The organism is Microbacterium sp. (assembly GCF_048259935.1).
Classification (GTDB): domain Bacteria; phylum Actinomycetota; class Actinomycetes; order Actinomycetales; family Microbacteriaceae; genus Microbacterium.
In genome coordinates, this window is record NZ_JBLXHF010000005.1 from 223,733 (window position 1) to 247,476 (window position 23,744).

The window sequence follows — 23,744 nt, forward strand, 5'->3', positions numbered from 1 at the left end:
AATGTCTGTTCTTGAAATCCGCGACCTGCATGTCTCGGTCGAGACCGAGACCGGGTCGACCCCGATCCTCAACGGAATCAACCTCACCATGAAGACCGGTGAGACCCACGCCATCATGGGCCCCAACGGCTCGGGCAAGTCCACGCTCGCATACACGATCGCGGGCCACCCGAAGTACACCGTCACCGGTGGAACGATCACCTTCGACGGCGACGACGTCCTGGCGATGTCCGTCGACGAGCGTGCACGCGCAGGACTCTTCCTCGCGATGCAGTACCCCGTCGAGATCCCCGGCGTCACGGTCACCAACTTCCTGCGTACCGCCAAGACGGCGCTCGACGGCGAAGCGCCTTCGATCCGCTCCTGGACTAAGGACGTCAAGTCCGCGATGACGAACCTGCGCATGGACCCGAAGTTCGCGCAGCGCAACGTCAACGAAGGCTTCTCCGGCGGTGAGAAGAAGCGTCACGAGATCCTGCAGCTCGAGGTGCTCAAGCCGAAGTTCGCGATTCTCGACGAGACCGACTCCGGTCTTGACGTCGACGCGCTGAAGATCGTTTCCGAGGGCGTCAACCGCGCGAAGGAGGCTACCGGTCTCGGTGTGCTTCTCATCACGCACTACACGCGCATCCTCCGCTACATCCGCCCGGAGTTCGTGCACGTCATCGTCGCCGGGAAGATCGTTGAAGAGGGCGGCTCCGAGCTCGCCGACCGTCTCGAGGAAGAGGGCTACGACCGCTTCCTCGACCCGGCTGCTCCCATTGAGGCGTAGGCTGAGGACATGAGCGCGACTCTTGCACCTGAGAAGTTCGAAGAGGTCACCGAGGCTCTCAAAGATGTCATGGATCCCGAACTCGGGATCAACGTCGTCGACCTCGGTCTGATCTACGATCTGGCTTGGGACGATGAGAACGATGCCCTCGTCATTCACATGACGCTCACCAGCGCTGGCTGCCCGCTCACCGATGTTCTCGAAGAGCAGACCGCGCAGGCTTTGGATTCTGTCGTCGACCGCTTCCGCATCAACTGGGTGTGGATGCCGCCGTGGGGCCCCGAGAAGATCACGGACGACGGGCGCGACATGATGCGCGCGCTCGGCTTCGCGATCTGACGTGATCCAGAAGGTCTCGGCGCTTCCGCTGGAGCAGCTCAGGCAGCGCACCAGCGAGAAGTGGCGTGAATATCCCGAGGACGTTCTGCCACTGTTCGTCGCCGAGACCGACTTTCCGCTGGCTCCAGCGATCACTGCGGCGCTCGAGCGGGCGGTGCGCACCGGCGACACCGGTTACGTTGCCTCGCGCACACCGCTGGCCGAGGCGTTCGTGGGCTTCGCGCAGCGTCGATACGGCTGGACACCGGATGCTGCTCGGATGCGGTCGACCGCCGATGTCAGTATGGGCATCGTCGAGATCTTGCGCCGGGTGACGAGTCCGGGAGACCGGGTCATCGTCACGACTCCCGTCTACCCACCGTTCTTCGATCTCGTCGAAGAAGCTGGTGCCATCGTCGAGCGTGTTCCGCTGCGCGACGTGGGTGACCGCTGGGAGCTGGATCTCGACGGCATCCGTATCGCGCTGGAGAACGGCGCGCGTGCGGTTCTGCTGTGCAACCCGCATAACCCGACTGGCACTGTGCACTCGGTGGCGTCTCTCGCGGCTCTGGCCGAGCTCGCGGCTGCTCACGGCGCTGCCGTGGTCTCTGATGAGATCCACGCGCCGCTTGCGCAGCCTGACTCCGGATTCGCCCCATTCCTGGGTGTATCGGATGCCGCGCGCACCGTCGGCTACGCCGTCGTCAGCGCGAGCAAGGCCTTCAACCTCGCCGGCCTCAAGTGCGCGCTCATGGTCGCCGCCGCAGATGACACCGCACGGCTCCTGCGAAGCCTGCCTATTGAGGTGGAATGGCGTACGGGGCAGTTCGGGATGCTCGCAGCCACTGCCGCTTTCTCGCCGCAGAGTGACGCATGGCTGGATGGACTGCTCATCACTCTCGACGAGAATCGTCGTCTCATCGCAGATCTTCTCGCTCAGCACATTCCTGGCGCACACTATCGGATGCCGGATGCGGGCTACCTCGCCTGGATCGACCTCACAGATCTCGGCTGGGGCGCGAACCCTTCTAAACGCATCCTCCGCGAGGCCAAGGTCGCACTGCACTTCGGGCCGGCGTTCGGCACCGAAGGCGCAGGCCATGTCCGGCTGAACTTCGGCACGAGCCCTGAGATCATCACCGAAGCGATCACCCGCATCGCCGCTCTCGGGCCCGTTGAGTCTTCGCCCCGCGCATGAGCCTGCAGGCTGTCCCATCGATCTGGGATAGGGAGCGCATCTGGGTCACGATCGGTGCGATCGCACTGATCTTCCTCGCGGCGATCGAATCGCTTGCCGTCACCACTGTCATGCCGGTGGTCAGCGCGGCTCTGGACGGTGAAGCCCTCTACGCGGTCGCGTTCGCGGGCACATTGGCGACCAGCGTCATCGGCATGGTCATATGCGGCGCGTGGTCGGATGCTCGCGGTCCTCGTGGTCCGCTGTACGTCGCCGTGTCGCTGTTCATCGCAGGTCTGCTGATCTCTGGGTTCGCGTTCTCGATGGAGCAGTTCCTCGTAGGCCGCCTCGTGCAGGGTCTCGGCGCAGGTGGCGAGACCGTCGCACTCTACGTCGTGGTCGCACGGCTGTACCCGTCGCAGCTGCACGGACGGATCTTCGCGGCATTCGCCGCTGCGTGGGTTGTCCCCGCGATGATCGGACCCTTCCTGGCCGGTGCCGTTGCCGAGTTCCTCGACTGGCGGTGGGCGTTCCTCGGCGTCGCGGTGCTCACGGCGATCGCCTTCGTCATGATCGCGGTCAGGCTCCGCGCACTGGAGCTCGGCGGCGGTGACGCCTCCAGCGTCAAGGGTCTCGGCCGTCGGCTCCTGCTCGCGGTCGTCGTGGCAGCGGCAGCTGTCGCCGTGGGCCTGACTGCCGACGCTCCGCCGACGGTGGGGTGGCCGATCGCACTCGTGGCGCTGGTTGTGATCGGCTTCGCCGTCGTGCCGTTGCTGCCCACGGGAACACTTCGCGCAGCCCGAGGACTGCCGAGCGTGGTGCTCGTGCGAGGTCTCGTCGCTGGTGCATTCTTCGCCACCGAGGCGTATATCCCGTATCTGCTGATGGCGGAGTTCGGGTTCACTCCGACGTGGGCGGGAATCGCGCTGATGTTCGCGGCCTTCGCCTGGGCCGGGGGATCCGCGATCCAGGGGCGATTCGGTGAAGAACTCGGCAACCGTCGCATTGCTCTCATCAGTCTGGTGCTGCTCCTCGTCGCTGTCATGAGTGTGCTGGTCACTGCTCTGACCATGGCGAGCCCGCTCATCGTCGTGATCGGCTGGGGGCTTGCCGGTGGTGGCATGGGGCTGCTATACCCCAGGCTCACCGTGTTGACGCTGGCGTACTCCGCACCGGGGAATGCCGGATTCAACTCTTCGGCACTCTCGATCTCCGACGCCACAGGCTCGTCGGTTGCCGTCGCTCTCGTCGGGCTCGGTGTGGCAACGCTGGGCGGAGGCCCGGCGGCATTTCCACTCGTGTTCGTCTTCTCGGCCATCGTGCTGCTGGTGGCGATGCTTCCCGGATTCCGGCTCGGTCACGGAGCTGAACTGGGCTGAGGTGACCGTGCGAGCCGCAGCGCGGCGATCATCACGACTACGGCCAGCAGTGCTGTGAGCGGCGTCGCGCCGAGAACCAGAAGTCCTGAGATCGCGGCGATGCCGAGTGCAGATGCTGCGGTGAGGCGCACGGTAGATCGTGTCGCCCGGGGAGCGGGACGCGCCTCGATCCGTGCCAGCGCCCAAGCCACCAGCGCCGTCAAGGTGAAGACGACGGCAAGCCACAGCGGGCGTGTCATCCACCACTCGAGACTGCTCGGCTGCGGCAAAGGGATGCCAGTGCTCATCGCGAACACGGCGCTCGCGCCAGCCATCACGAGCAGCACGGGCATGTGCCAGAGATAGATCGTCATCGCGCGCGGCGTGACGAACGTGCGCAACCGCGTACCCAGAGGCATCATGCTCCAGGTGTTCAGCCGCTCGCGCAGGAGCGACATCAGCATGGTGTGCGCAACCCCGACGAACAGGAGCGCTGTCGTCGGTGGGTTGATGTTCTCGATGAGATCGGGGGAGTAGATGCCCGCAGCGACGCTGAGGATGAGGCCGCCCAGCGCGGCGAGCGCGATGATCGCGCGCATCCGGCGAGATACCGATCCGATTCGCCCGTCGGCGAGGAAGAACCCCACCTGCTGCAGTGCGAGCCACACGAAGGCGAGGTTCAGGAAGCCCAGTGCGTCCACTCCGGTGAAGATCCGCACGGCATCGACGACCGCGGCGGCGGTGACGAGAAGGGCGATCGTACGCCACGGAGCGCGCTCATGAGCGCGGACGAGTGCGGGCAGCAGTACCTGGCAGAGCAGGAACACCCCGAGGAACCAGAGTGGCTGTCCGAATCGGAACCCTGCGATACCCACGAGGTCCCCGGGTACGCCGTACGCGAGGAGCGCGGTGAGACCGATGGCGACGAATCCGACAGTCCACACGGCTGGCAGGAGAAGGCGATGAATGCGCGCGGCGACGAAGGTCGATGCGGTGCCGCCGCGATTGCGTGAGCGGACGAACGACGTGTAACCGGCGAATCCGGCGATCACGAAGAACAGCGGCATGACCTGCAGCAGCCAGCTCAGCGGTGCGATCCACGCTGACCCGTCGCTCGCGTTGGCGAACAGAGGACCGGCATCGGTCACTGTGACGCCGACCATGAGCGAGTGGATCAGGACGACTCCGACCACGCAGAGTGCGCGGACCAGGTCGATGCCGGTATCTCTGGCGCCACCGGACGTTGAGGCGGCCGGCACAGGCGTGCGAGTGATGGTCGGACGCAGATCCGCGATGGCCATGTGGTTCCTCCTCAGTAGGTGTCCGAGGAGGTTATGAACCTGGTGCCGGTGGCCGCATCACACGATGGTGCCGACCTGCCCCATACCGTCGTACGGGGTCTCAGGCGGGTTCAGCCGGGCCAGTGTCGTATGCGAAGATCACGGCGTGCACGCGGTCGCGTGCACCGATCTTCGCAAGCACCTTTCCGACGTGCGTCTTCACGGTCTGCTCTGCGATGAACAGGGCAGAGGCGATCTCGCCGTTGGAGCGTCCTTGACCGATCAGCACGAGCACCTCGCGCTCGCGATCGGTGAGATCGGCGAGCAGGTTCGTGGGAGCTGTCGCCCGAGGCTTCTGCGTGGCGAACTGCGCGATCATGCGGCGGGTCACGCTCGGGGCCAGCAGGGCATCGCCGGCGGCGATCACCCGCACAGCGTGCACAAGTTCTTCGGGCAGCGCATCTTTCAGCAGAAATCCGCTGGCGCCGGCCTGCAGCGCATCGTAGACGTAGTCGTCGATGTCGAACGTCGTGAGCATGAGGATGCGGGGCACCTTAGCGGCGGGGTAGCCGGGGCCGAGGATTCGACGCGTCGCCTCTATGCCGTCCAGCTGCGGCATCCGCACGTCCATCAGGATCACGTCGGGATCGACGCGTGCTGCCAGAGACACCGCTTCGAGGCCGTCGGAGGCCTGCCCTGTCACGGTGATGCCGTCGTGCGCGTCCAGGAGCGCGGCGAAGCCCGCTCTGACCATGGCCTGGTCATCGGCGATGAGGACTTCGATCGTCACGGGCATCCTGCCGTCATGGTGTTCCTTCCAACGATACGTTCGGATGCCGCGGCATCCGCGCTGTCACGGTCCAGAAGCGGTCGATATCGGAACCGGCGGCAACGCAACTGCCACCGAGGAGGGTCGCGCGTTCGTGCATGCCACGCAGTCCATGACCGCCCGGAGTCCCGGGAGTTTCGGCGTCATAGGGGTTGCGCACAACGAGTGTCACATCTGTATCATCCGCTGACAACGATACCGAGATCGGGGCCCCGGGGGAGTGCCGGAGCGCATTGCTCAGCGCTTCCTGCGTGATCCGGTAGATGGCGAGCTGCGTGGCGGTGGAGATGTCGCCGCTGACGGCATGGCTCAGCGATACTGCGGCCCCCGCGCGGCGGGTCGCCTCCACGAGTGTGGGGATCTCGTCGATGCCGAACTGCGGTGCGAGTTCTGCCGCTTGATCTTCCGTGCGCAGCACACCGAGTATGCGGCGCATCTCAGTGAGCGCCCCGCGAGCGGATGCCGCGATGTCATCGAACTCGGACGCGGCATCCGGTGCGAGATCGGGGACTCGGTACCGGGCGGTGGAGGCCTGGACCTGGATGAGCGACATACTGTGCGCCACGACGTCATGCAGTTCGCGTGCGATGCGGGTGCGCTCTTCGACGAGTTCACGCCTGGACTGCTCCTGTGCAGTATTGGCCCGCTCGCGGGTGAGTTCCTCGCCGAGGCGAAGCCGTCCGGCGAGCAGGAGTGCGATCAGGTAGATGCCGGCGACGATCGAGGTCGTGACGATCAGAGAGGTGCCGCTCGGAATGGACGGCTGCATGATCGCCGCGATGACACCGGCGGCACTCCCGAGAGCGAACTGGATGAGACCTGGTCGCCAACCCCGCCGGAAGGTCACGGTCGCGACGACGACGACGAAGGCGATCAGCATCGGCACAGACCACGGCCATGGCGCGCTCACCGAAGCCTCGCGCGAAACCATCAACGGGAAGAGCACTGCAGACACCGTGAACAGAAGCAGCGCGAGATTCGGATACCAGAGCGAGATCAGTGGCGCGCCGACCGCGGCGAGGGCGAGAGCCATGGTGACCGCGACCGGTGCGCCATAGATGGCAGCGTGCACGGGCACGAGCACGGTATAGAGGATCACAGCGATCACCGACAGGATCACGGTGAGCACGAAGGTCCGGTCGCGCGGCAGAGCGTTCCGCTGTCTCCTGTGCTCGCTCTTCGTCGCCTTCATGGGAGTCATCCTGCCACCTCAGCGGTCGCGCGCTCGGACAGCTCGCTCTCCGCGGCAGCGCGCTGTGTCGCGTGCTGGTCACGCCTGCGACGGCGAATCGTTGTCACCCGGTCGATCACGATGCCGATGATCAGCGCCGCAGCGATTCCGATCACGGCGCTGAGCAATGGCTGGTCCACGAGCCATTTCCCCGCCAGGAGACCGATGCCGACGCTGTAGATCGCCCATGAGGCTGCCGCAACCACGCTGATCGGCAGGAAGCGCCGCCACGGGTATCCGAGTGCGCCGGCAGACATGTTCACCGCGACGCGGCCGACCGGGACGTATCGGGCGCCGAGGATGAGGGGAGCGCCGCTGCGAGTCAGCCTGCTCTGCGCACGCGCGAAGACCGCGGCAACGCGAGGGCGCCGCATCCAGGAAAAGCGGGTCGTGCCCACAGAGCGCCCGATGGCATACGCGATGTTGTCGCCGATCATGGCGCCGAGGGCTGCGAACGCGACCAGCATCACGAGATCGGTACCACCGGTGGATGCCGCGACCGCAGCCGCGGCAACGAGCACCGTCTCGCTCGGAATCGGCGGGAAGAAGCCGTCGATCACTGCTGTCGCGAAGATGACCAGATACAGCCACGGAGAGGCGACCGCCTGCATGATGAGCTCGTTGATGATGTCCACGAGGAGAACTTACGATTGAGGTTCAGAACACCACATCACCCCGAGGTATCGATCGCGTCATACTTCAGAGGGGTCTTCGGTGCCGGGGATCTGCGCAGGCGGCGCGACGTATACTGAGAGGCTGGCCCGGTGTCTTCACATTTCACGGGCCGCTCCACCCCTCCCTGACGAAACGGACAATTGCTGTGCTTGCCGTGCACGACCTCGAGATTCGCGTTGGCGCCCGCCTCCTTATGGATGGCGTGTCGTTCCGCGTCTCCGACGGCGACAAGATCGGACTGGTCGGACGCAACGGCGCCGGCAAGACCACTCTGACGAAGGTGCTCGCAGGTGACCTGCTGCCTTCGGATGGCAAGGTGACGAAGTCCGGAGAGCTGGGTTACCTCCCGCAGGATCCCCGCTCGGGCGATCCGGAGATGCTCGCGCGCACCCGTATCCTGGATGCACGAGGTCTCGGCACCATTCAGCTGGGTCTGAGCAAAGCTGCCGAAGACATGGCATCCGCCGACCCGGCCGTCGCCGAGAAGGCGATGCGTCGCTTCGGCAACCTCACCGAGCAGTTCGAGGGACTCGGCGGCTACGCGGCCGAGGCTGAGGCCGCATCCATCGCGAACAACCTCTCGCTGCCCGATCGCATCCTCGATCAGCCGCTGAAGTCGCTCTCCGGTGGGCAGCGGCGCCGCATCGAGCTCGCGCGCATCCTGTTCTCCGATGCCGAGACGATGATCCTCGACGAGCCGACCAACCACCTCGACGCCGACAGTGTCGTGTGGCTGCGCGAATTCCTGAAGAACTACAAGGGCGGGCTGATCGTGATCAGCCACGATATCGAGATCGTCGGCGAGACGGTGAACCGGGTGTTCTACCTCGACGCCAACCGTCAGAGCATCGACATCTACAACATGAACTGGAAGAACTACCTGCGCCAGCGGGTGGCTGACGAGGAGCGCCGCAAGAAGGAGCGCGCGAACGCCGAGAAGAAGGCGACTTCGCTGCAGCAGCAGGCCGCCCGCTTCGGGGCGAAGGCGTCGAAGGCTGCGGCTGCGCACCAGATGGTGGCGCGTGCCGAGAAGCTGCTCGCGGGGCTGGACGACGTGCGCGAGGTGGATCGGGTCGCGAAGCTCCGGTTCCCGAAGCCAGCGCCCTGCGGCAAGACGCCAATGATGGCAACCGGACTTTCGAAGTCGTACGGCTCTTTGGAGATTTTCACCGATGTCGACCTCGCGATCGACCGCGGATCCAAGGTCGTTGTGCTCGGCCTCAACGGTGCCGGCAAGACCACGCTGTTGCGGATGCTGGCGGGCGTCGACGAGCCCGACACGGGAGAGTTGCAGCCGGGATTCGGCGTGAAGATCGGCTACTACGCGCAGGAGCACGAGAACCTCGACGTCGAACGATCCGTGCTGCAGAACATGATCTCGGCGGCTCCCCACATCACCGAGATGGAGGCGCGGCGCGTACTTGGTTCGTTCCTGTTCACTGGCGACGATGTGCTCAAGCCCGCCGGGGTCCTCTCCGGCGGCGAGAAGACGCGACTGTCGCTGGCGACCCTGGTCGTGTCGTCTGCGAACCTGCTGCTGCTCGATGAGCCGACGAACAACCTCGACCCGGCATCCCGCGAAGAGATCCTCGATGCACTCGCGCACTACGAAGGCGCTGTCGTGCTCGTCTCGCACGACCCGGGGGCTGTGCAGTCGTTGAACCCCGAGCGCGTGTTGATCCTGCCCGACGGCGTCGAGGATATCTGGAACCAGGAGTACCAGGACCTCATCGAGCTCGCTTGACGCGCTCTTTTCGCGTGAGACCGGCGTAGGTGCAGCACGATAGCGTCGAAGCATGGTGGATCAGCAGCTGGCGAAGTCGTTCGAGAGCATCGGCGAGGAGTACGACCGCTATCGGCCTGGTTTTCCCGATGCGGCGGCGGAGGACATCCTGCGGAAGCGAGTGGATGCCGTGCTCGACCTGGGGGCCGGCACGGGCAAGTTCACCGAGCTGCTCATCGAGCGCGCTGATCGGGTGATCGCCGTCGAGCCTTCGGTCGCGATGCTCGATGTGCTGCGTGCGAAGCTCCCGTCGGCGGAGTCGCTGAGCGGTGGTGCCGAAAGCATCCCGCTTCCGGATCAGTGCGTGGACGCCGTCACCGTCGCGCAGGCGTTCCACTGGTTCGATCGGGATGCCGCATGCGCCGAGATCCGGCGCGTGCTTGTGCCGGGCGGGATGCTGGGACTGCTGTGGAACCATTCCGACCCGGACTGCACCTGGGATCGAGCCTGTCACCGCGTCGCGCATCCGGCGGTCAGCACGGAAGCTGACTCGACGACAGCAACAGCTGCCGACGAACTGCCCGGGTTCGTGTTCGATCACCGCACCGAGATCACCTGGTCAGAGCGCATCACCCGGAAGGACTACCTGCGGCGCTGGCTCACGGTCAGCAGCTTTCTCGCGGCTGATGAAGCGACGCGCACCGCGATGGTCGCCGAACTCGACCGCATTCTCGACGCCGACCCGGCGACTGCAGGGAGGGCAGAGTTCACACTCCCGATGGTGACCGAGGTGTTCGTCTACTCACGCGCTGGGAGCGTGCGGGGCGACGGCGCTACTTGACGCCGAGGAAGCTGCGGTCTGTCAGCACGATCGGGCCGTCAGCGGTGATCGCCACCGTGTGCTCGGAGTGCGCGCCGCGTGAGCCATCCGCGCTACGGAGGGTCCACCCGTCGGCATCCGTGCGCAGCTCGTCAGTGGTCTGCAGGAACCACGGCTCGAGCGCGAGCACGAGACCATCGCGCAGCGGGAAGCCCCGTCCTGCACGGCCGTCGTTAGCCACGTGCGGGTCACCGTGCATGGTTCGGCCGACGCCGTGTCCACCGAAGTCGGTGTTGATCGAGTAGCCCTCGCCATGTGCGATGGCGGCGACAGCCGCAGAGATATCGCCGATGCGGTTGCCGACCGTGGCGGCGGCGATCGCCGCATCCAGCGCGCGCTCGGTCGTATCGATCAGGCGCAGATCCTCTTCGCGTGCGGTGCCGACGACGAACGAGACGGCCGAGTCGGCGACCCATCCATCGACCGCGACGGCGAAGTCCAGCGAGACGAGATCGCCGTCGCGCAGCGTGTAGTCGTGGGGGAGTCCGTGCAGCACGGCGTCGTTGATCGACGTGCAGATGACTTTGCCGAACGGGCCGTTGCCGAATGAAGGCGCGTAGTCGATATAGCAGGATTCTGCTCCGGCCTTGAGGATCAGTTCGTGGGCCCTGCGATCGATCGACAGCAGATTCGTGCCGATCTTCGTCTCGTCGCGCAGCGTCGCCAGGGTTTCGGCGACGAAACGTCCCGCAGCCTTCATCTCTTCGATCTCGGCCGGGGTGCGCAGTTCGATCATGGTGTTCCTCTCGTCTTCTCCATTCTCCCTGATTGACAGGTGCACCCGCTCACAGCGAACACACGAACCCGTTGATCCTCACGCCAGTACGATCAGAACATGTGGTTGCGACGCGCTCTCTATCGCTGGATGTTCCCGGCGGCCGTCATTCTGCCGCTGTGGCTGCTGATCGGCTGGGGGATCTTCAACGCCGGAGGGTGGGCCTTCCTCTGGGTGCTGTTCATCGCGATCCCGTCGGTCTTCATCGGTCAGCTCGTTCTGACACTCCTGCAGCGTGCGCGTCCCTCTGCACGTGAGACGCGCATGGCGTCGTGGTGGGATGTGCTCGGAATCGGCGTCTGGCATCTGCTGACCATCGCCGTCGGCTGCTATCCGCAATCCTGGTTCCCGCTTCTGCTGACCGCAGCGATCGTCGTGGCTCTCGCGCTTTTCTGGCTGATGCTGTGGCAGCTGTGGGGCGAAGCGCGGACAGCGGGCTCCAGCATCCGATTCATGGCATCGCCCACGATCGACGCCAGTTTCGATCCCGGGCAACACGCTCCCGCCGATGGCGAGGTCTTCGTCATCCGAGAGAAGCCTGCTTCCGAGAACTGACGCGGTTTTGTCGGATCCCCGATCCGTGGCAGAATGATTGTTTGTGCCGTGACCGACTCTGCCTCAGGGGAGTCCGCGTGCGCTTCATGCGCCGTTCAGCACACACTTCACGTATTCCTTCCATATTCATGCATCCGACCTGTGGCGAGTGCAGAGAGAGACGATCATGCAGATCCTGGACGCCGTCGACGCGGCTTCGCTCCGTTCCGACATTCCCGAGTTCCGTCCCGGCGACACCGTCAAGGTGCACGTCAACATCACTGAGGGCTCCCGCTCCCGTATCCAGGTCTTCCAGGGCGTTGTCCTCGGTCGCCAGGGTGACGGCGTGCGCGAGACCTTCACGGTCCGCAAGATCAGCTTCCAGGTGGGCGTCGAGCGTACCTTCCCGGTGCACTCCCCGGCGATCGACCACATTGAGGTCGTGACTCGTGGTGACGTGCGTCGCGCGAAGCTCTACTACCTCCGCAACCTGCGCGGCAAGAAGGCCAAGATCAAGGAGAAGCGCGACAACTGATCGCCGCTTTTCGTTCACAGCACCCCGAGACACAGCGTCTCGGGGTGCTGTGTTCTGTGCGGGATGTGCGAACCTTGGAGGTGCCGTCGTCCGCGGTGCGAACAACCTCTGTGAAGGAATGCGATGACCTCTGAACCCGTCCCGGACGCACCGGTGAAACGACGGCGTGGGTTCTGGATCTTCCTTCGCGACGTCGTGGTGATCATCGTCATCGCGGCGCTGGTGTCGTTCGTGGTGAAGAGTTTCGTCGTGCGGTCCTTCTACATTCCGTCGGCTTCGATGGAGAAGACGCTGCTGGTGAACGACCGGATTCTCGTCGACGAGCTCACCCCGCGTTGGACGGGCTACGAACGCGGCGATGTCGTCGTGTTCACCGATCCGGGCGGGTGGCTTCCCGTGAAGCAGAAGGCACCGCCTCGCCCACTGATCATCGAGTGGGTCGACGGGCTGCTGACCCTGATCGGTCTCTCGTCCTCTGACAGTGAGGACCACCTCGTCAAACGCCTCATCGGTCTCCCAGGCGACCACGTCGTGTGCTGCAACTCGCTGGGGCAGATCACGATCAATGGCGCGCCCATCGATGAACTGTCGTATCTGAACCTTCCTGAGGGCGACACGGCGGCATCGAACGAGCCGTTCGATGTGACCGTTCCAGAGCGCTCGATCTGGGTGCTCGGAGACAACCGTGATCGCTCGCAGGATGCGCGTGCCCATCAGGAACTGCCCAGCGGTGGCTTTGTGCCGCTGGACGATGTCGTCGGCAAGGCGTTCCTCACCACCTGGCCACTCTCGCGCATCGGCACGATCGATGGACACCACGACATCTTCAACGGCGTCCCGGAACCTGAATGATGACGGTTATCGCGCCACGGCTCACTCTTGAGCGCAAGCTGCTGACAGAGTACGACCTCATCATCTCGCTTGACGAGGTGGGGCGAGGCGCGTTGGCGGGCCCCGTCGTCGTTGGGGCCGCGATGATGGATGCTTCCGGAGCACGTCGTCGCGTGCCGGAAGGACTCCGCGACTCGAAGCTCGTGACGGAGAAGCGCAGACCCGATGTCGCGGCCCGTGCAGCGGCATGGGTGCAGGCATCCGGAACTGGGTGGGCAAACGCGGCGGAAGTCGACGAGGTCGGCATCATGCGCGCGCTGGGGCTTGCCGCATCGAGGGCAATCGATGCGGTTGCAGCGCAGGGGGGGATGACCGGACGGGCCTTGGTCATCCTCGACGGTAATCACGATTACCTCTCGCGCGTGCATGCGGCGCCCATCGAGGTGCGAACGGTCATCAAGGGCGACCGCGATTGTGCGTCGGTATCGGCGGCCTCTGTCATCGCGAAGGTCGCGCGCGACTCGTATATGACACAGCGGCACGACGAGCATCCGATGTATCAGTGGAACCGCAACAAGGGTTACGCGAGTGCGGAGCATCGTGCGGCGATCCGCGACTGCGGCCTTTCGCCGCTGCACCGTTCCTCATGGGCCATCGCCGATGCCCCGACACTGTTCTGAACTCATAGGATGGACTCATCATGGATGAAGAGGCATTCGACGACTACGACCGCGAACTCGAGCTCGCGCTGTTCCGCGAGTATCGCGACGTGGTGGGTCAGTTCCAGTACGTTGTCGAAACCGAGCGTCGGTTCTATCTCGCTAACGAGGTGAACGTCGTCCGTCGCGACACCGAGCACGATTTCTACTTCGAGATCTCGATGGTCGATGTGTGGGTCTGGGACATCTACCGTGCTGATCGTTTTGTGAAGGCGGTGCGCGTGCTCACCTTCAAGGATGTCAACGTCGAAGAACTGCAGCGTCGAGAGTTCGAGATCCCTGAAGACCTGTCGCTCGACGGCAAGTGACTTCTTCTGCACGGATCGAGCTTTAGCGCTCGTATCCACGGTTCGTGGGTTCACGGTGATCACAGCCGTGGCGGGAAGTCCAAGCTGTCTGCATGGCAGCGAAAGACATCTTCGGACGCGCAGGCGAGGACCGCGCCGCCGAGCACCTGAACGAGCACGATTACCAGATACTCGCGCGCAATTGGCGTTGTTCCCAGGGCGAGATCGACATCATCGCCGAGCGTGCGGGCGTGATCTGCGTCGTCGAGGTGAAGACGCGCACGAGCCTGAATTTCGGGCATCCGTTCGACGCCGTCGACGATCGCAAACGCGAGCGGCTCTGGCGGCTCGGCTACGCCTGGTGCCGAGACCACGCCGAACTGGCGAAGAACCGGGTGCTGCGCGTTGATGTGATCGGCATCGTCGGTGCGGACCCGCGAGCGGGTGCGCTGGAGCACCTGGTGGACCTGCGATGAGGACCGCACGCACGTGGGCGGTCGCTCTGAGCGGCGTTGATGGGCACCTCGTGGAGATCGAGGCCGATGTATCGAACCAGACACCCGGGTTCAAGATCGTAGGGCTGCCGGACAAAGCTCTGGGCGAGGCCGCTCAGCGGGTGCACAACGCCGTCACGAATGCAGAGCTCGAACTCACCAGACGCCGGCTGACCGTCAATCTGTCGCCGGCAAGTCTTCCCAAGCATGGCAGCGGGTTCGACCTCGGCATCGCGATCTCCGCTGTCGCGACAGGGGGAGTGCTCGACGCCGACTCGATCGCTCGCACGGTGCACATCGGAGAACTCGGTCTCGACGGCCGGGTGCGTCCGGTTCCAGGAGTCCTCCCTGCCGTCTTCGCCGCGTCGCGGGCCGGTTTCGATCGGGTGATCGTGCCGCACGCGAATGAAGCCGAAGCACGTCTGGTGCCGGGGATGCAGGTGCGCGGCGCGACCACCCTCGCCGAGGTCGCTTTGTGGCACGGTGCTGATATTGCCGTCCCTGACGTCGCGCCGGTTGCCACGGCATCACGCGCAGTGGAACCGCCCACACCGCTGGATCTCTCGGATGTGGTCGGTCAGGAAGAAGCTGTCGAGGCGCTGCTGGTGGCGGCTGCCGGTGGGCATCACATGCTCATGAGCGGACCGCCGGGTGCGGGCAAGACGATGCTCGCCCGCAGGTTGCCGGGTATTCTCCCGCCGTTGACCGACGCCGAGGCGCTCGAAGTCGCGGCAGTCAAGTCGCTCTCCGGTGCAGCAGTCGATGCGCTCGATGATGTTGCGCCGCTTGAAGCACCCCACCACAGCGCCTCTGTGGCTGCTCTGGTCGGCGGTGGATCGCGCAGTGCTCGGCCCGGAGCAATCGTTCGTGCACATCGCGGAGTACTTTTTCTGGACGAGGCAGCAGAGTTCTCGCGAGTGGCGCTGGATGCGCTGCGACAGCCGTTGGAGTCGGGGATCATCGAGATCGATCGCGCTGGTTTCCGGGCGCGCTTTCCGGCGCGCTTCCAGCTCCTCCTGGCGATGAATCCCTGCCCCTGCGGAAACTATGGTGTGCGCGGCGCGGAGTGCATCTGCCCACCGGTGGCGATTCGCCGATACTCGGCACGCCTGTCCGGCCCGTTGCGGGATCGGATCGACATCGATCTGCAGGTCGCGCGAGTAGCCGCCTCACGGGCGACTTCGCCCGAACGGACGGGGCTCACGACAGCGGAAGCGGCAGCACGGGTGCGCGCTGCGCGGGCGCATGCGGCACAGCGACTCGCCGACACGCCCTGGTCGCTGAACGCAGAGGTCGCTGGTTCCTGGTTGCGCGGCGGTGAAAGAAGGCTGCCCTCTGAGGTGAGGGCTCCGCTCGATCGGGCTCTCGAGCGCGGGCAGCTGACCTTGCGTGGATACGACAGGGTTCTGCGGCTCGCCTGGACCATGGCCGATCTCGCCGGTGTAGGTGCTCCCGGCAGTGATGAGCTCGGTCGCGCGCTTTTCCTGAAGAGAGGACTGATCGCATGATCGACGCACTGCTCGCCGATGCAAATCTCCGAAACGCGGCGGTGGCCGCACGACCGGACGATGATCCAGAAACCACCCTTGCTCGCGTGGGCTGGGGTGTGGTGGCAGAACCCGGCGACGGTGTCGCCGGTGCGCTGATCGCGCAGCTCGGCGCGAGTGAGGCGATGAGGATCGGCCTGGGAGAGAACGGATTCGACCTGTCGGAGAAGGCGATCGCGGAGGGGCGGAAGAGATGGATGCCGCGTGCGAATCCTCGTACGATCCTCGATGCGTTCACGAGCGCGGCAGAGGTGGGAGCCCGTCTGCTCCTGCCGGGGGACGCCGCGTGGCCGGACGAACTCGACGATCTCGAAGATCACGCGCCGATCCTGCTGTGGGTCAGGGGAGACGCAGCACGATTGGCGTCACCCAGCCGGGCATCGATTGTCGGTGCGCGAGCGGCCACCGCATATGGAGATTCCGTCGCCAGGGAGCTGGCGGGCGATCTGGCAGCGACCGGAACGGTGATCGTCTCAGGGGGAGCGTACGGAATCGACGGTGCCGCACATCGCGCTGCTCTGGGGGCCGGAGGCGGCACCGTGGCGTTTCTTGCTGGCGGAGTGGACCGGGCGTATCCGGTGGGGCATCAGCAGCTTTTCGACCACATCCGCGCCTCTGGTGCTGTCGCGAGCGAGCTGCCGTGCGGGGCCGCGCCGACCAAATGGAGGTTCCTGGCGCGGAATCGGCTCATTGCCGCACTCGGACACGCTACGGTCGTCGTCGAAGCCGGCTGGCGAAGCGGATCCCTGAATACTGCTGGGCATGCTTCTGCGCTGGGACGACCTCTTGGTGCGGTCCCGGGGCCTGTCACCAGCGCGGCATCCGCTGGGTGTCATCGGCTGCTGCGCGAGTACGACGCCCAGTGCGTCACGAACGCAGAAGAGGTGCGCGAACTGATCGGGGTCGCCTCCGCAGCTGGGCAGACGGAGGGCGCCACGCGCGACCCAGACCGAACCCGCCTGCTTGATGCGCTGAGCACGCGGACCTCTCATACGTCAGTCGAGATCGCGCGCAGTGCAGGCCTGCCGGACGATCGCACCAGATCGCTCCTCGGTCTGCTGGCGCTGGAGGGGGCTGTGACCCAACGCGAGGGCGGCTGGCTCCGGGCCTCGGGGTGATCCGCATTGCGATGGGCCCCGAGTCCGGCGAGGCATGCGTTCGCGGGGATGCGTGGGCGGCAAGCTGAGCAGTATGGAACTCATGGCCGCAGCGGAGAGATTCGTCGTGCACCTCGAACAGGTGCGGCGGCTGTCTTCTGCAACGGTGCGCGCCTATCGCTCGGACCTGCGGGATCTTTCCGAATCGATCGGCGAATCGGCATTGCGTGACGTGGACCTCGAAATGCTGCGGGACTGGCTGTGGCGTGCCACGCAGCGCGGAGATGCGCGGTCGACGCTCGCCCGCCGGGCAGCCGCTGCGCGATCGTTCTTCGCCTGGGCGAAAGAAGAGGAATTCATCGGCGTCGATCCCAGCCTGCGGCTGATCGCCCCAAAGCGGGGCCGCACACTTCCCGCCGTCGCATCGCAGGAAGGAATGCGCGAGCTGCTCGATGCCCGTGCTGCCGCGGCGAGCGAGGGCGATCCGGTGGCATTGCGCGACCATGCGCTTCTCGAGCTGCTCTACGGGTCGGCGATGCGTGTCTCAGAACTGTGCGGTCTCGATATCGATGACATCGATCAAGACCGTTCGACCGCCAGAGTGCTGGGCAAGGGCTCCAAGGAGCGCGTCGTGCCGTTCGGGCGTCCAGCCCGAGACGCGATCGCTGCATATCTCATCCGCGGACGCCCGGTGCTGCTCGCCCGTGCGGCAAAGCCGAGCCCGGCAGTGTTCCTCGGCGTTCGCGGTGCGCGGATCGGGCCACGTGCTGTCTATACCCTGGTCGCCGATGCGCTCGGACCGATCATCGGCGCGGATGCCGTAGGTCCGCACGCCCTGCGTCACTCAGCCGCCACGCATCTCCTCGACGGGGGAGCAGACCTGCGCGCGGTGCAGGAGATCCTCGGGCACGCCAGCCTCGGCACCACGCAGATCTACACGCATGTCTCCTCGGAGCGACTCACCGCGACGTACCGGCTCGCGCACCCCCGCGCATGACCGCATCGCAGCAGGGCAGCAGAACGGCGCGCGGCACTGCATCGAACAAGAGCATCGGATTGATGTAGACGCCGTTCAGGCGAACGCCGAGATGCATGCTGCCCGCTGTCGCGTGACCGCCCGCTGCCACTGCGCCTATCTCGTCGCCCGCGCGGACCACCGTGCCAGGGGTGAGAGCGGACTCCAGAGGCTCGAACGTCGAGACGAGGCCATCGCCATGATCGATCGTCAGCAGCGGACGGTCCACCACGACGCCGCGGAACGCCACGACGCCGTCGGCGGGGGCGCGCACGGCATCACCCGTCGCGGCCGATAGATCGATTCCGCGGTGACCTGGTCCGTAGTCGTGTGCTGGCGCGCGAAAAGGCGAGATGACATCGCGCGGACCTTCGACCGGCCAGCTCCAATCCCCGCCTTGATCGGGAAGAGCGGCGCCAGTGAGCACCAAGAGCAGGACCATCATCACCGCAATGTGCGGCGCGAGACGAGACGGGTGGATACGGGGCATCCCACCATGTTCGTCCTCCGCCTGACCACACGTCTTCCCGTACCCGCGAACGGTGGAAAATCCGAGAACAGCGCTGCTCGTGCAGACGCAGTGAATACGTCAGCATCCTGTACACTTGAGGTCGCACCTCGAATTCGGGGTGACTACGCGTGCCCAGAGCGATCGACGTCTGCAACGACACAGATCGTGGCATCCATTCCCTCAGGTCCTGCTCTCGCGAGCGGGTGGGAATGTGCCGGGCACCAGGACTGCCGATCACCCGATCGGCGAAGAACCTCAACGGCGCAAGGCGCCAGAAACAGGAGACGACCATGGCTGTGGTCACCATTCGCCAGTTGCTCGACAGCGGCGTTCACTTCGGACACCAGACCCGTCGGTGGAACCCGAAGGTCAAGCGCTTCATCCTCACCGAGCGCAGCGGCATCCACATCATCGACCTTCAGCAGTCGCTCGGTTACATCGACTCTGCTTACGACTTCGTCAAGGAGACCGTCGCCCGCGGCGGCACCATCCTCTTCGTCGGCACCAAGAAGCAGGCGCAGGAGATCCTCGCAGAGCAGGCGACCCGCGTCGGCCAGCCCTTCGTGAACCAGCGCTGGCTCGGTGGCCTCCTCACCAACTTCCAGACGATCGCAAAGCGTCTGTCCCGTATGAAGGAGCTCGAGGAGCTCGACTACGAGAACCCGGCTGCTTCCGGCTTCACCAAGAAGGAACTGCTGCTCAAGAAGCGCGAGCTCGACAAGCTGCACAAGTCGCTCGGCGGCATCCGAAACCTCACCAAGACGCCTTCGGCTCTCTGGGTCGTCGACGCCAAGCGCGAGCACCTCGCGATCGATGAGGCCAAGAAGCTCGGCATCCCCGTGATCGGCATCCTCGACACGAACGCTGACCCGGACGACTTCCAGTACCCGATCCCCGGCAACGACGACGCGATCCGCTCCGTCTCGCTGCTGACCCGCATCATTGCTGACGCTGCGGCCGAGGGCCTGCAGCAGAAGCACAACCCTGAGTCCGGCGACGCTGAGCCGCTGGCCGAGTGGGAAGCTGAGCTCCTTCAGGCGCCCGCTGAGGAATCCACCAACGTGGAAGAGTCCGCTGAGGCACCCTCGGATGCAGCAGCTGACAAGGCTGAAGCTGCAGAGCAGGCCGCTGAGCAGGAGCTCGTCGTCGACGAGTCCGCTGCTGATGCAGCTGGCGCAGCCGCGGCAGACGCCAAGTAATTTCGCGTACACACACCTAACGAAGCAAGGAGCCACCACACATGGCCAACTTCACCATCGCTGACATCAAGGCTCTGCGTGAGCAGCTCGGCACCGGAATGGTCGACACCAAAAAGGCACTCGAAGAGGCTGAGGGAGACCGCGAGAAGGCGGTTGAGATCCTTCGTCTGAAGGGCGCCAAGGGTAACGCTAAGCGTGCGGACCGCTCCACGAGCGAGGGTCTTGTCGTCTCGCGTGAGCTGGACGGCGCTGTGACGCTCGTCGAGCTCGCCTGCGAGACCGACTTCGTCGCGAAGAACGAGCGTTTCATTGCGCTGGCCGACAAGATCGTGGATGCCGCGGCTGCTGCCAAGGCAGACACTGTCGAGGCAGCCCTCGCGGCAAGCGCTGGCAGCCAGACCGTCGCTGACCTCGTCTCCGACGAGGCCGCGATCATCGGTGAGAAGGTCGAACTGCGTCAGGTTCGCACCATCACCGGCGACTCGGTCGAGGTCTACATGCACCGTACGAGCAAGGATCTGCCACCGCAGATCGGTGTCGTCGTCGCCTACACGGGTGACGACGCCGAGACCGCTCGCAGCATCGCTCAGCACATCTCGTTCGCTAACCCGTCCTATCTCAGCCGTGAAGACGTCCCGTCCGACGCAGTCGAGAAGGAGCGCGAGATCGTTACCGAGATCTCCCGCAACGAGGGCAAGCCCGAGGCTGCTCTGCCGAAGATCGTTGAGGGCCGCGTCTCTGCATTCATCAAGCAGGTCGCACTGCTCGAGCAGGACTACGCCAAGGACAACAAGCTCTCTGTCGCCCAGGTGGCGAAGGACGCCGGTATCACCGTGACGGACTTCGCGCGCTTCAAGGTCGGCGCGTAGCATTGTCGAAGGGGTTCGGATCATCAAGATCCGAACCCCTTCTTCATGCCCAAAAGGCACTATCTTGAATCGGGACGAGAGGATCACCCACCCATGACTGAACGCACCGGACGCCGTCGCGTCCTTCTCAAGCTCTCCGGGGAAGCCTTCGGCGGAGGGCAGCTCGGGGTCAACCCTGACGTGGTCGGTCAGATCGCACGGGAGATCGCCGCGGCGGTCTCCGAAGTCGAGATCGCGATCGTCGTCGGTGGAGGCAACTTCTTCCGCGGTGCAGAACTCAGCCAGCGCGGCATGGACCGCGGTCGTGCTGACTACATGGGAATGCTCGGCACTGTGATGAACGCTCTCGCGCTGCAGGACTTCCTCGAGCAGGCCGGAGCGCCGACCCGCGTGCAGTCTGCGATCTCGATGACCCAGGTGGCAGAGCCGTACATCCCGTTGCGTGCCGAGCGCCACATGGAGAAGGGCCGCGTCGTCATCTTCGGTGCCGGTGCAGGCCTGCCCTACTTCTCCACCGACACGGTGGCCGCACAGCGTGCTCTCGAGATCGGGGCCGAGGAGGTGCTCGTGGCGAAGAACGGCGTCGATGGGATCTACACCGCCGACCCGAACAAGGACGCCACCGCGACGCGCATCGAGCAGGTGACGTATCTCGATGCTCTTCAGCGTGGATTGAAGGTCGTCGATTCGACTGCCTTCAGCCTCTGCATGGACAACAAGATGGACATGCGCGTGTTCGGCATGGAGCCGGCAGGCAATGTCACCCGCGCACTCCTCGGAGATCCGATCGGCACGCTGGTCACCGCATAGGTATCGTCCGCACCGCTGTTACCGGGACACGAGCGTGCACCCGGATAGAATTGCAAGAACCCTGATGATTAGGAGTCACCGTGATCGCGGATGTCCTCGCTGAAACCACCTCTCGTATGACGCGTGCCGTCGAGGCCGCGAAGGACGACTTCGCCACCGTGCGCACGGGGCGCGCGAACCCGCAGCTCTTCCAGAAGCTGATGGTCGACTACTACGGTTCGCCCACGCCTCTCGCGCAGCTCGCATCGCTGGCCAACCCAGAGGCACGATCGCTGATCGTCACCCCGTACGACAAGTCGGCGCTCAAGGCGATCGAGCAGGCGATCCGTGACATGCCGAACCTCGGCGCGAACCCCACCAACGACGGCAACATCGTGCGCGTCACCATGCCTGAGCTCACCGAGGAACGTCGCAAGGAGTACGTCAAGCTCGTCCGTTCCAAGGGTGAAGACGCGAAGGTGCGTGTCCGCGGCGTCCGTCGCAAGGCGAAGGACGAGCTCGACGCGCTCAAGGACGAGGTCGGCGAAGACGAGGTCGCTCGCGGGGAGAAGGAGCTTGACGCCCTGACCCGCCAGCACGTCGACCTCATCGACGATGCGCTCAAGCGCAAAGAGACCGAGCTGCTCGAGGTCTGATCAGGCATGAAGGAGTCGATCGGAGACGCTGACGAGGGCCAGCCGCTGACGCGGCGGGAGGCAGCAGAGCGCGCCATCGACCCCGCCGCGGCGATGCGTGAGCAATTGCGCCACGCCCGCGGTGACTTCGGAGCGCATGTCAACCAGGCACGTGAGCACCTCGACCAGGCCAACGAACGCATCAAGGCACGCACTGGCCGTGATCTGATCCTCGCGACTCTCGTCGGCTTGGCATTCGGCGCCGTTCTTCTCGCGTCGTTGCTGTTCATCAAGGAGCTCTTCATCCCGATCGCTCTTGCGATCGCGGTGCTCGGAATCTTCGAGATCACTCGTGCGCTGCGCGGTGCCGGACGTCGGATCGATATCATCCCTCAGGTTGCCGCGGGCGTCTTGGTCGTGCTGGCCGGCTACTTCGCCCCGGTGTGGCTCACCTGGGTCACGCTGCTTTTTGCGGTGGTGCTGGTGATCGTGTGGCGCCTGTTCACCCAGATGATGGTCAAGGACGGTCGCACCTACGGGGATGTCCTCACGGATGCCGTGGTCGGCAGTTTCGTGCAGATCTATGTTCCCTTCCTCGCGGCTCTGGCCCTCATGCTGCTGCGCCAGGAAGGCGGCCAGTGGTGGGTGCTGGCGTTCATCGCCATCGCGGTTGCATCTGACACCGGTGCGTACGCGGCGGGCGTCGCGATCGGTAAACATCCCATGGCGCCGCGCATCAGCCCGAAGAAGACCTGGGAGGGCTTCGGCGGTGCGGTGATCGCCGCGATCGCTGCGGGTGTGCTGCTGGCGCTGTACTTGCTCGATATCCCGTGGTGGGCCGGTGCGATCTTCGGCGGCGCGATCCTGCTGTCGGCAACGCTGGGAGATCTCGGTGAGTCGATGATCAAGCGCGATATCGGCATCAAAGACATGAGCTCCTGGCTTCCCGGCCACGGCGGACTGCTCGATCGTGTCGACAGCATCCTGCCCTCGACGGTGCCGGCGCTGATCCTCTACTTCCTCTTCTCTCCCTGGGCGGTGCTCATTTGACTTCGGATACGATCGAGAACGTGACGCAGAATGAGCAGTCCGGATCGTTCCGGACCGTGGGCCGCGGTCGCGGCTACCACCCGGCAGCTGTCGACCAGTTCCTGAGCGCCGCACGCGAGAGCTTCGAGATGGGCGGGGGCGAGCTCACCGCGTCCGATATCCGCGTGGCGTCGTTCCCTCTCGTCAAGGGCGGTTACGTGATCGCCGACGTGGATGCGGCGCTCGGACGCATCGAAGACGCGTTCGCAGCCCGGCAACGCGAACGGGTCGTCCGCGAAGGCGGTGCCGAGGAGTGGGTCGTTCAAGCCCGCGAAGAGGCGCAGGTCATCCTCGACCACCTCGCACGAGGTCGTCGCAAGAAGTTCGCACGCACGGGGGTTCTCTCATTCGGCTATCGAGTTGACGAAGTGGACCACGTCGCAGCGCGAATCGTTCGCTTTCTGCGCGACGGTGACGAGCTGAGCGTGGAGCAACTGCGTTCGGCTGCATTTCGGATGCAGCGCCACGGCTACCGCGAAGAACAGGTCGATGCGCTTCTGGACGCCACGATCGACGTCATACTCGCCGTTCGCTGAGGCTCTCATGGTGAACTCAGGTCCTGCTGGTTAGAATGG

The 23,744-nt window shown here is 65.0% G+C and carries 27 protein-coding genes; 21 read left to right on the forward strand and 6 right to left on the reverse strand.

The window, feature by feature from the left end; all coding sequences use genetic code 11:
• The first annotated feature begins 1 nt into the window (after position 1).
• From sufC to ACN0RC_RS10750, 4 genes are read left to right on the forward strand one after another with little or no spacing between them, the layout of a single operon-like run.
• Positions 2–772 (forward strand): Fe-S cluster assembly ATPase SufC, encoded by a 771-nt coding sequence (gene sufC / locus ACN0RC_RS10735; RefSeq protein ID WP_417511528.1) that lies wholly within the window; start codon positions 2–4, stop codon positions 770–772.
• A gap of 9 nt (positions 773–781) precedes the next feature.
• Positions 782–1,111, forward strand: a complete 330-nt coding sequence (locus ACN0RC_RS10740; RefSeq protein WP_417511530.1) for a metal-sulfur cluster assembly factor — start codon at positions 782–784, stop codon at positions 1,109–1,111.
• A gap of 4 nt (positions 1,112–1,115) precedes the next feature.
• Positions 1,116–2,288, forward strand: a complete 1,173-nt coding sequence (locus ACN0RC_RS10745) for a MalY/PatB family protein (protein WP_417511702.1) — start codon at positions 1,116–1,118, stop codon at positions 2,286–2,288.
• Positions 2,285–3,646, forward strand: coding sequence for an MFS transporter (locus tag ACN0RC_RS10750; protein ID WP_417511532.1), 1,362 nt, complete (start codon positions 2,285–2,287; stop codon positions 3,644–3,646). The genes ACN0RC_RS10745 and ACN0RC_RS10750 overlap by 4 nt, the downstream gene beginning before the upstream one ends.
• Here the strand turns inward: ACN0RC_RS10750 and ACN0RC_RS10755 are convergent.
• From ACN0RC_RS10755 to ACN0RC_RS10770, 4 genes are all read right to left on the reverse strand, one after another.
• Positions 3,625–4,926, reverse strand: coding sequence for an acyltransferase family protein (locus ACN0RC_RS10755; RefSeq protein WP_417511534.1), 1,302 nt, complete (start codon positions 4,924–4,926; stop codon positions 3,625–3,627). The two genes, ACN0RC_RS10750 and ACN0RC_RS10755, sit on opposite strands and share 22 nt — an antisense overlap.
• Positions 4,927–5,026: 100 nt before the next feature.
• Positions 5,027–5,695: a response regulator gene (locus ACN0RC_RS10760; protein WP_417511536.1), complete on the reverse strand. Its 669-nt coding sequence runs from the start codon at positions 5,693–5,695 to the stop codon at positions 5,027–5,029.
• 13 nt (positions 5,696–5,708) lie between these two features.
• Positions 5,709–6,935 (reverse strand): sensor histidine kinase, encoded by a 1,227-nt coding sequence (locus tag ACN0RC_RS10765; protein WP_417511538.1) that lies wholly within the window; start codon positions 6,933–6,935, stop codon positions 5,709–5,711.
• Positions 6,932–7,600: a DedA family protein gene (locus ACN0RC_RS10770; RefSeq protein WP_417511539.1), complete on the reverse strand. Its 669-nt coding sequence runs from the start codon at positions 7,598–7,600 to the stop codon at positions 6,932–6,934. The genes ACN0RC_RS10765 and ACN0RC_RS10770 overlap by 4 nt, the downstream gene beginning before the upstream one ends.
• A gap of 185 nt (positions 7,601–7,785) precedes the next feature.
• Between ACN0RC_RS10770 and ACN0RC_RS10775 the strand changes: the two genes are divergently transcribed.
• Both ACN0RC_RS10775 and ACN0RC_RS10780 read left to right on the forward strand, forming a co-directional pair.
• Positions 7,786–9,384 carry an ABC-F family ATP-binding cassette domain-containing protein gene (locus tag ACN0RC_RS10775; protein ID WP_417511541.1) on the forward strand — a complete coding sequence of 533 codons (1,599 nt, stop codon included), beginning with the start codon at positions 7,786–7,788 and terminating at the stop codon, positions 9,382–9,384.
• 52 nt (positions 9,385–9,436) lie between these two features.
• Positions 9,437–10,204 (forward strand): class I SAM-dependent methyltransferase, encoded by a 768-nt coding sequence (locus ACN0RC_RS10780; RefSeq protein ID WP_417511545.1) that lies wholly within the window; start codon positions 9,437–9,439, stop codon positions 10,202–10,204.
• On the opposite strand, the gene map is transcribed toward ACN0RC_RS10780, so the two are convergent.
• Positions 10,197–10,979 (reverse strand): type I methionyl aminopeptidase, encoded by a 783-nt coding sequence (map, locus tag ACN0RC_RS10785; RefSeq protein ID WP_417511547.1) that lies wholly within the window; start codon positions 10,977–10,979, stop codon positions 10,197–10,199. The two genes, ACN0RC_RS10780 and map, sit on opposite strands and share 8 nt — an antisense overlap.
• 99 nt (positions 10,980–11,078) lie before the next feature.
• Between map and ACN0RC_RS10790 the strand changes: the two genes are divergently transcribed.
• The 9 genes from ACN0RC_RS10790 (at position 11,079) to ACN0RC_RS10830 (ending at position 18,059) form a co-directional block, all read left to right on the forward strand.
• A complete protein-coding gene (locus tag ACN0RC_RS10790; protein ID WP_417511549.1) occupies positions 11,079–11,573 on the forward strand; it encodes an MFS transporter permease in 495 nt (164 codons plus the stop codon).
• A gap of 166 nt (positions 11,574–11,739) precedes the next feature.
• On the forward strand, positions 11,740–12,087 hold the full coding sequence (gene rplS / locus ACN0RC_RS10795; RefSeq protein WP_417511551.1) for a 50S ribosomal protein L19: 348 nt from the start codon (positions 11,740–11,742) through the stop codon (positions 12,085–12,087).
• Between the two features lie 123 nt (positions 12,088–12,210).
• A complete protein-coding gene (gene lepB / locus ACN0RC_RS10800; RefSeq protein ID WP_417511553.1) occupies positions 12,211–12,939 on the forward strand; it encodes a signal peptidase I in 729 nt (242 codons plus the stop codon).
• Complete coding sequence (locus tag ACN0RC_RS10805; RefSeq protein WP_417511704.1) at positions 12,939–13,598, forward strand: ribonuclease HII; 660 nt, start codon at positions 12,939–12,941, stop codon at positions 13,596–13,598. Before lepB ends, ACN0RC_RS10805 begins: the two co-directional genes overlap by 1 nt.
• Before the next feature lie 20 nt (positions 13,599–13,618).
• The gene (locus ACN0RC_RS10810; protein WP_417511555.1) at positions 13,619–13,945 is read left to right on the forward strand and encodes a DUF2469 family protein; all 327 of its coding nucleotides are present in this window, start codon (positions 13,619–13,621) and stop codon (positions 13,943–13,945) included.
• Between the two features lie 92 nt (positions 13,946–14,037).
• Positions 14,038–14,400, forward strand: coding sequence for a YraN family protein (locus ACN0RC_RS10815; RefSeq protein WP_417511557.1), 363 nt, complete (start codon positions 14,038–14,040; stop codon positions 14,398–14,400).
• Positions 14,397–15,926: a YifB family Mg chelatase-like AAA ATPase gene (locus tag ACN0RC_RS10820; RefSeq protein ID WP_417511559.1), complete on the forward strand. Its 1,530-nt coding sequence runs from the start codon at positions 14,397–14,399 to the stop codon at positions 15,924–15,926. Before ACN0RC_RS10815 ends, ACN0RC_RS10820 begins: the two co-directional genes overlap by 4 nt.
• Positions 15,923–17,083, forward strand: coding sequence for a DNA-processing protein DprA (gene dprA, locus ACN0RC_RS10825; RefSeq protein WP_417511560.1), 1,161 nt, complete (start codon positions 15,923–15,925; stop codon positions 17,081–17,083). Before ACN0RC_RS10820 ends, dprA begins: the two co-directional genes overlap by 4 nt.
• Positions 17,084–17,156: 73 nt before the next feature.
• Positions 17,157–18,059, forward strand: coding sequence for a tyrosine-type recombinase/integrase (locus ACN0RC_RS10830; protein WP_417511562.1), 903 nt, complete (start codon positions 17,157–17,159; stop codon positions 18,057–18,059).
• Here ACN0RC_RS10830 and ACN0RC_RS10835 read toward each other — a convergent pair.
• Positions 18,022–18,567, reverse strand: a complete 546-nt coding sequence (locus ACN0RC_RS10835) for a murein hydrolase activator EnvC family protein (RefSeq protein ID WP_417511564.1) — start codon at positions 18,565–18,567, stop codon at positions 18,022–18,024. The genes ACN0RC_RS10830 and ACN0RC_RS10835 overlap by 38 nt on opposite strands.
• Before the next feature lie 311 nt (positions 18,568–18,878).
• On the opposite strand from ACN0RC_RS10835, the gene rpsB reads away from it, so the two are divergent.
• The 6 genes from rpsB to ACN0RC_RS10865 all read left to right on the forward strand — a co-directional run bounded on the left by rpsB (position 18,879) and on the right by ACN0RC_RS10865 (position 23,705).
• Positions 18,879–19,787: a 30S ribosomal protein S2 gene (gene rpsB / locus ACN0RC_RS10840; protein ID WP_417511566.1), complete on the forward strand. Its 909-nt coding sequence runs from the start codon at positions 18,879–18,881 to the stop codon at positions 19,785–19,787.
• 41 nt (positions 19,788–19,828) lie between these two features.
• Positions 19,829–20,656 (forward strand): translation elongation factor Ts, encoded by an 828-nt coding sequence (tsf, locus tag ACN0RC_RS10845; protein WP_417511568.1) that lies wholly within the window; start codon positions 19,829–19,831, stop codon positions 20,654–20,656.
• A gap of 93 nt (positions 20,657–20,749) precedes the next feature.
• Positions 20,750–21,466 (forward strand): UMP kinase, encoded by a 717-nt coding sequence (gene pyrH, locus ACN0RC_RS10850; protein ID WP_417511570.1) that lies wholly within the window; start codon positions 20,750–20,752, stop codon positions 21,464–21,466.
• Between the two features lie 80 nt (positions 21,467–21,546).
• On the forward strand, positions 21,547–22,101 hold the full coding sequence (gene frr / locus ACN0RC_RS10855) for a ribosome recycling factor (RefSeq protein WP_417511572.1): 555 nt from the start codon (positions 21,547–21,549) through the stop codon (positions 22,099–22,101).
• Positions 22,102–22,107: 6 nt separating this feature from the next.
• Complete coding sequence (locus tag ACN0RC_RS10860; protein WP_417511574.1) at positions 22,108–23,130, forward strand: phosphatidate cytidylyltransferase; 1,023 nt, start codon at positions 22,108–22,110, stop codon at positions 23,128–23,130.
• 20 nt (positions 23,131–23,150) lie between these two features.
• Positions 23,151–23,705, forward strand: a complete 555-nt coding sequence (locus ACN0RC_RS10865; RefSeq protein ID WP_417511576.1) for a DivIVA domain-containing protein — start codon at positions 23,151–23,153, stop codon at positions 23,703–23,705.
• The last annotated feature ends 39 nt before the right edge of the window (positions 23,706–23,744 follow it).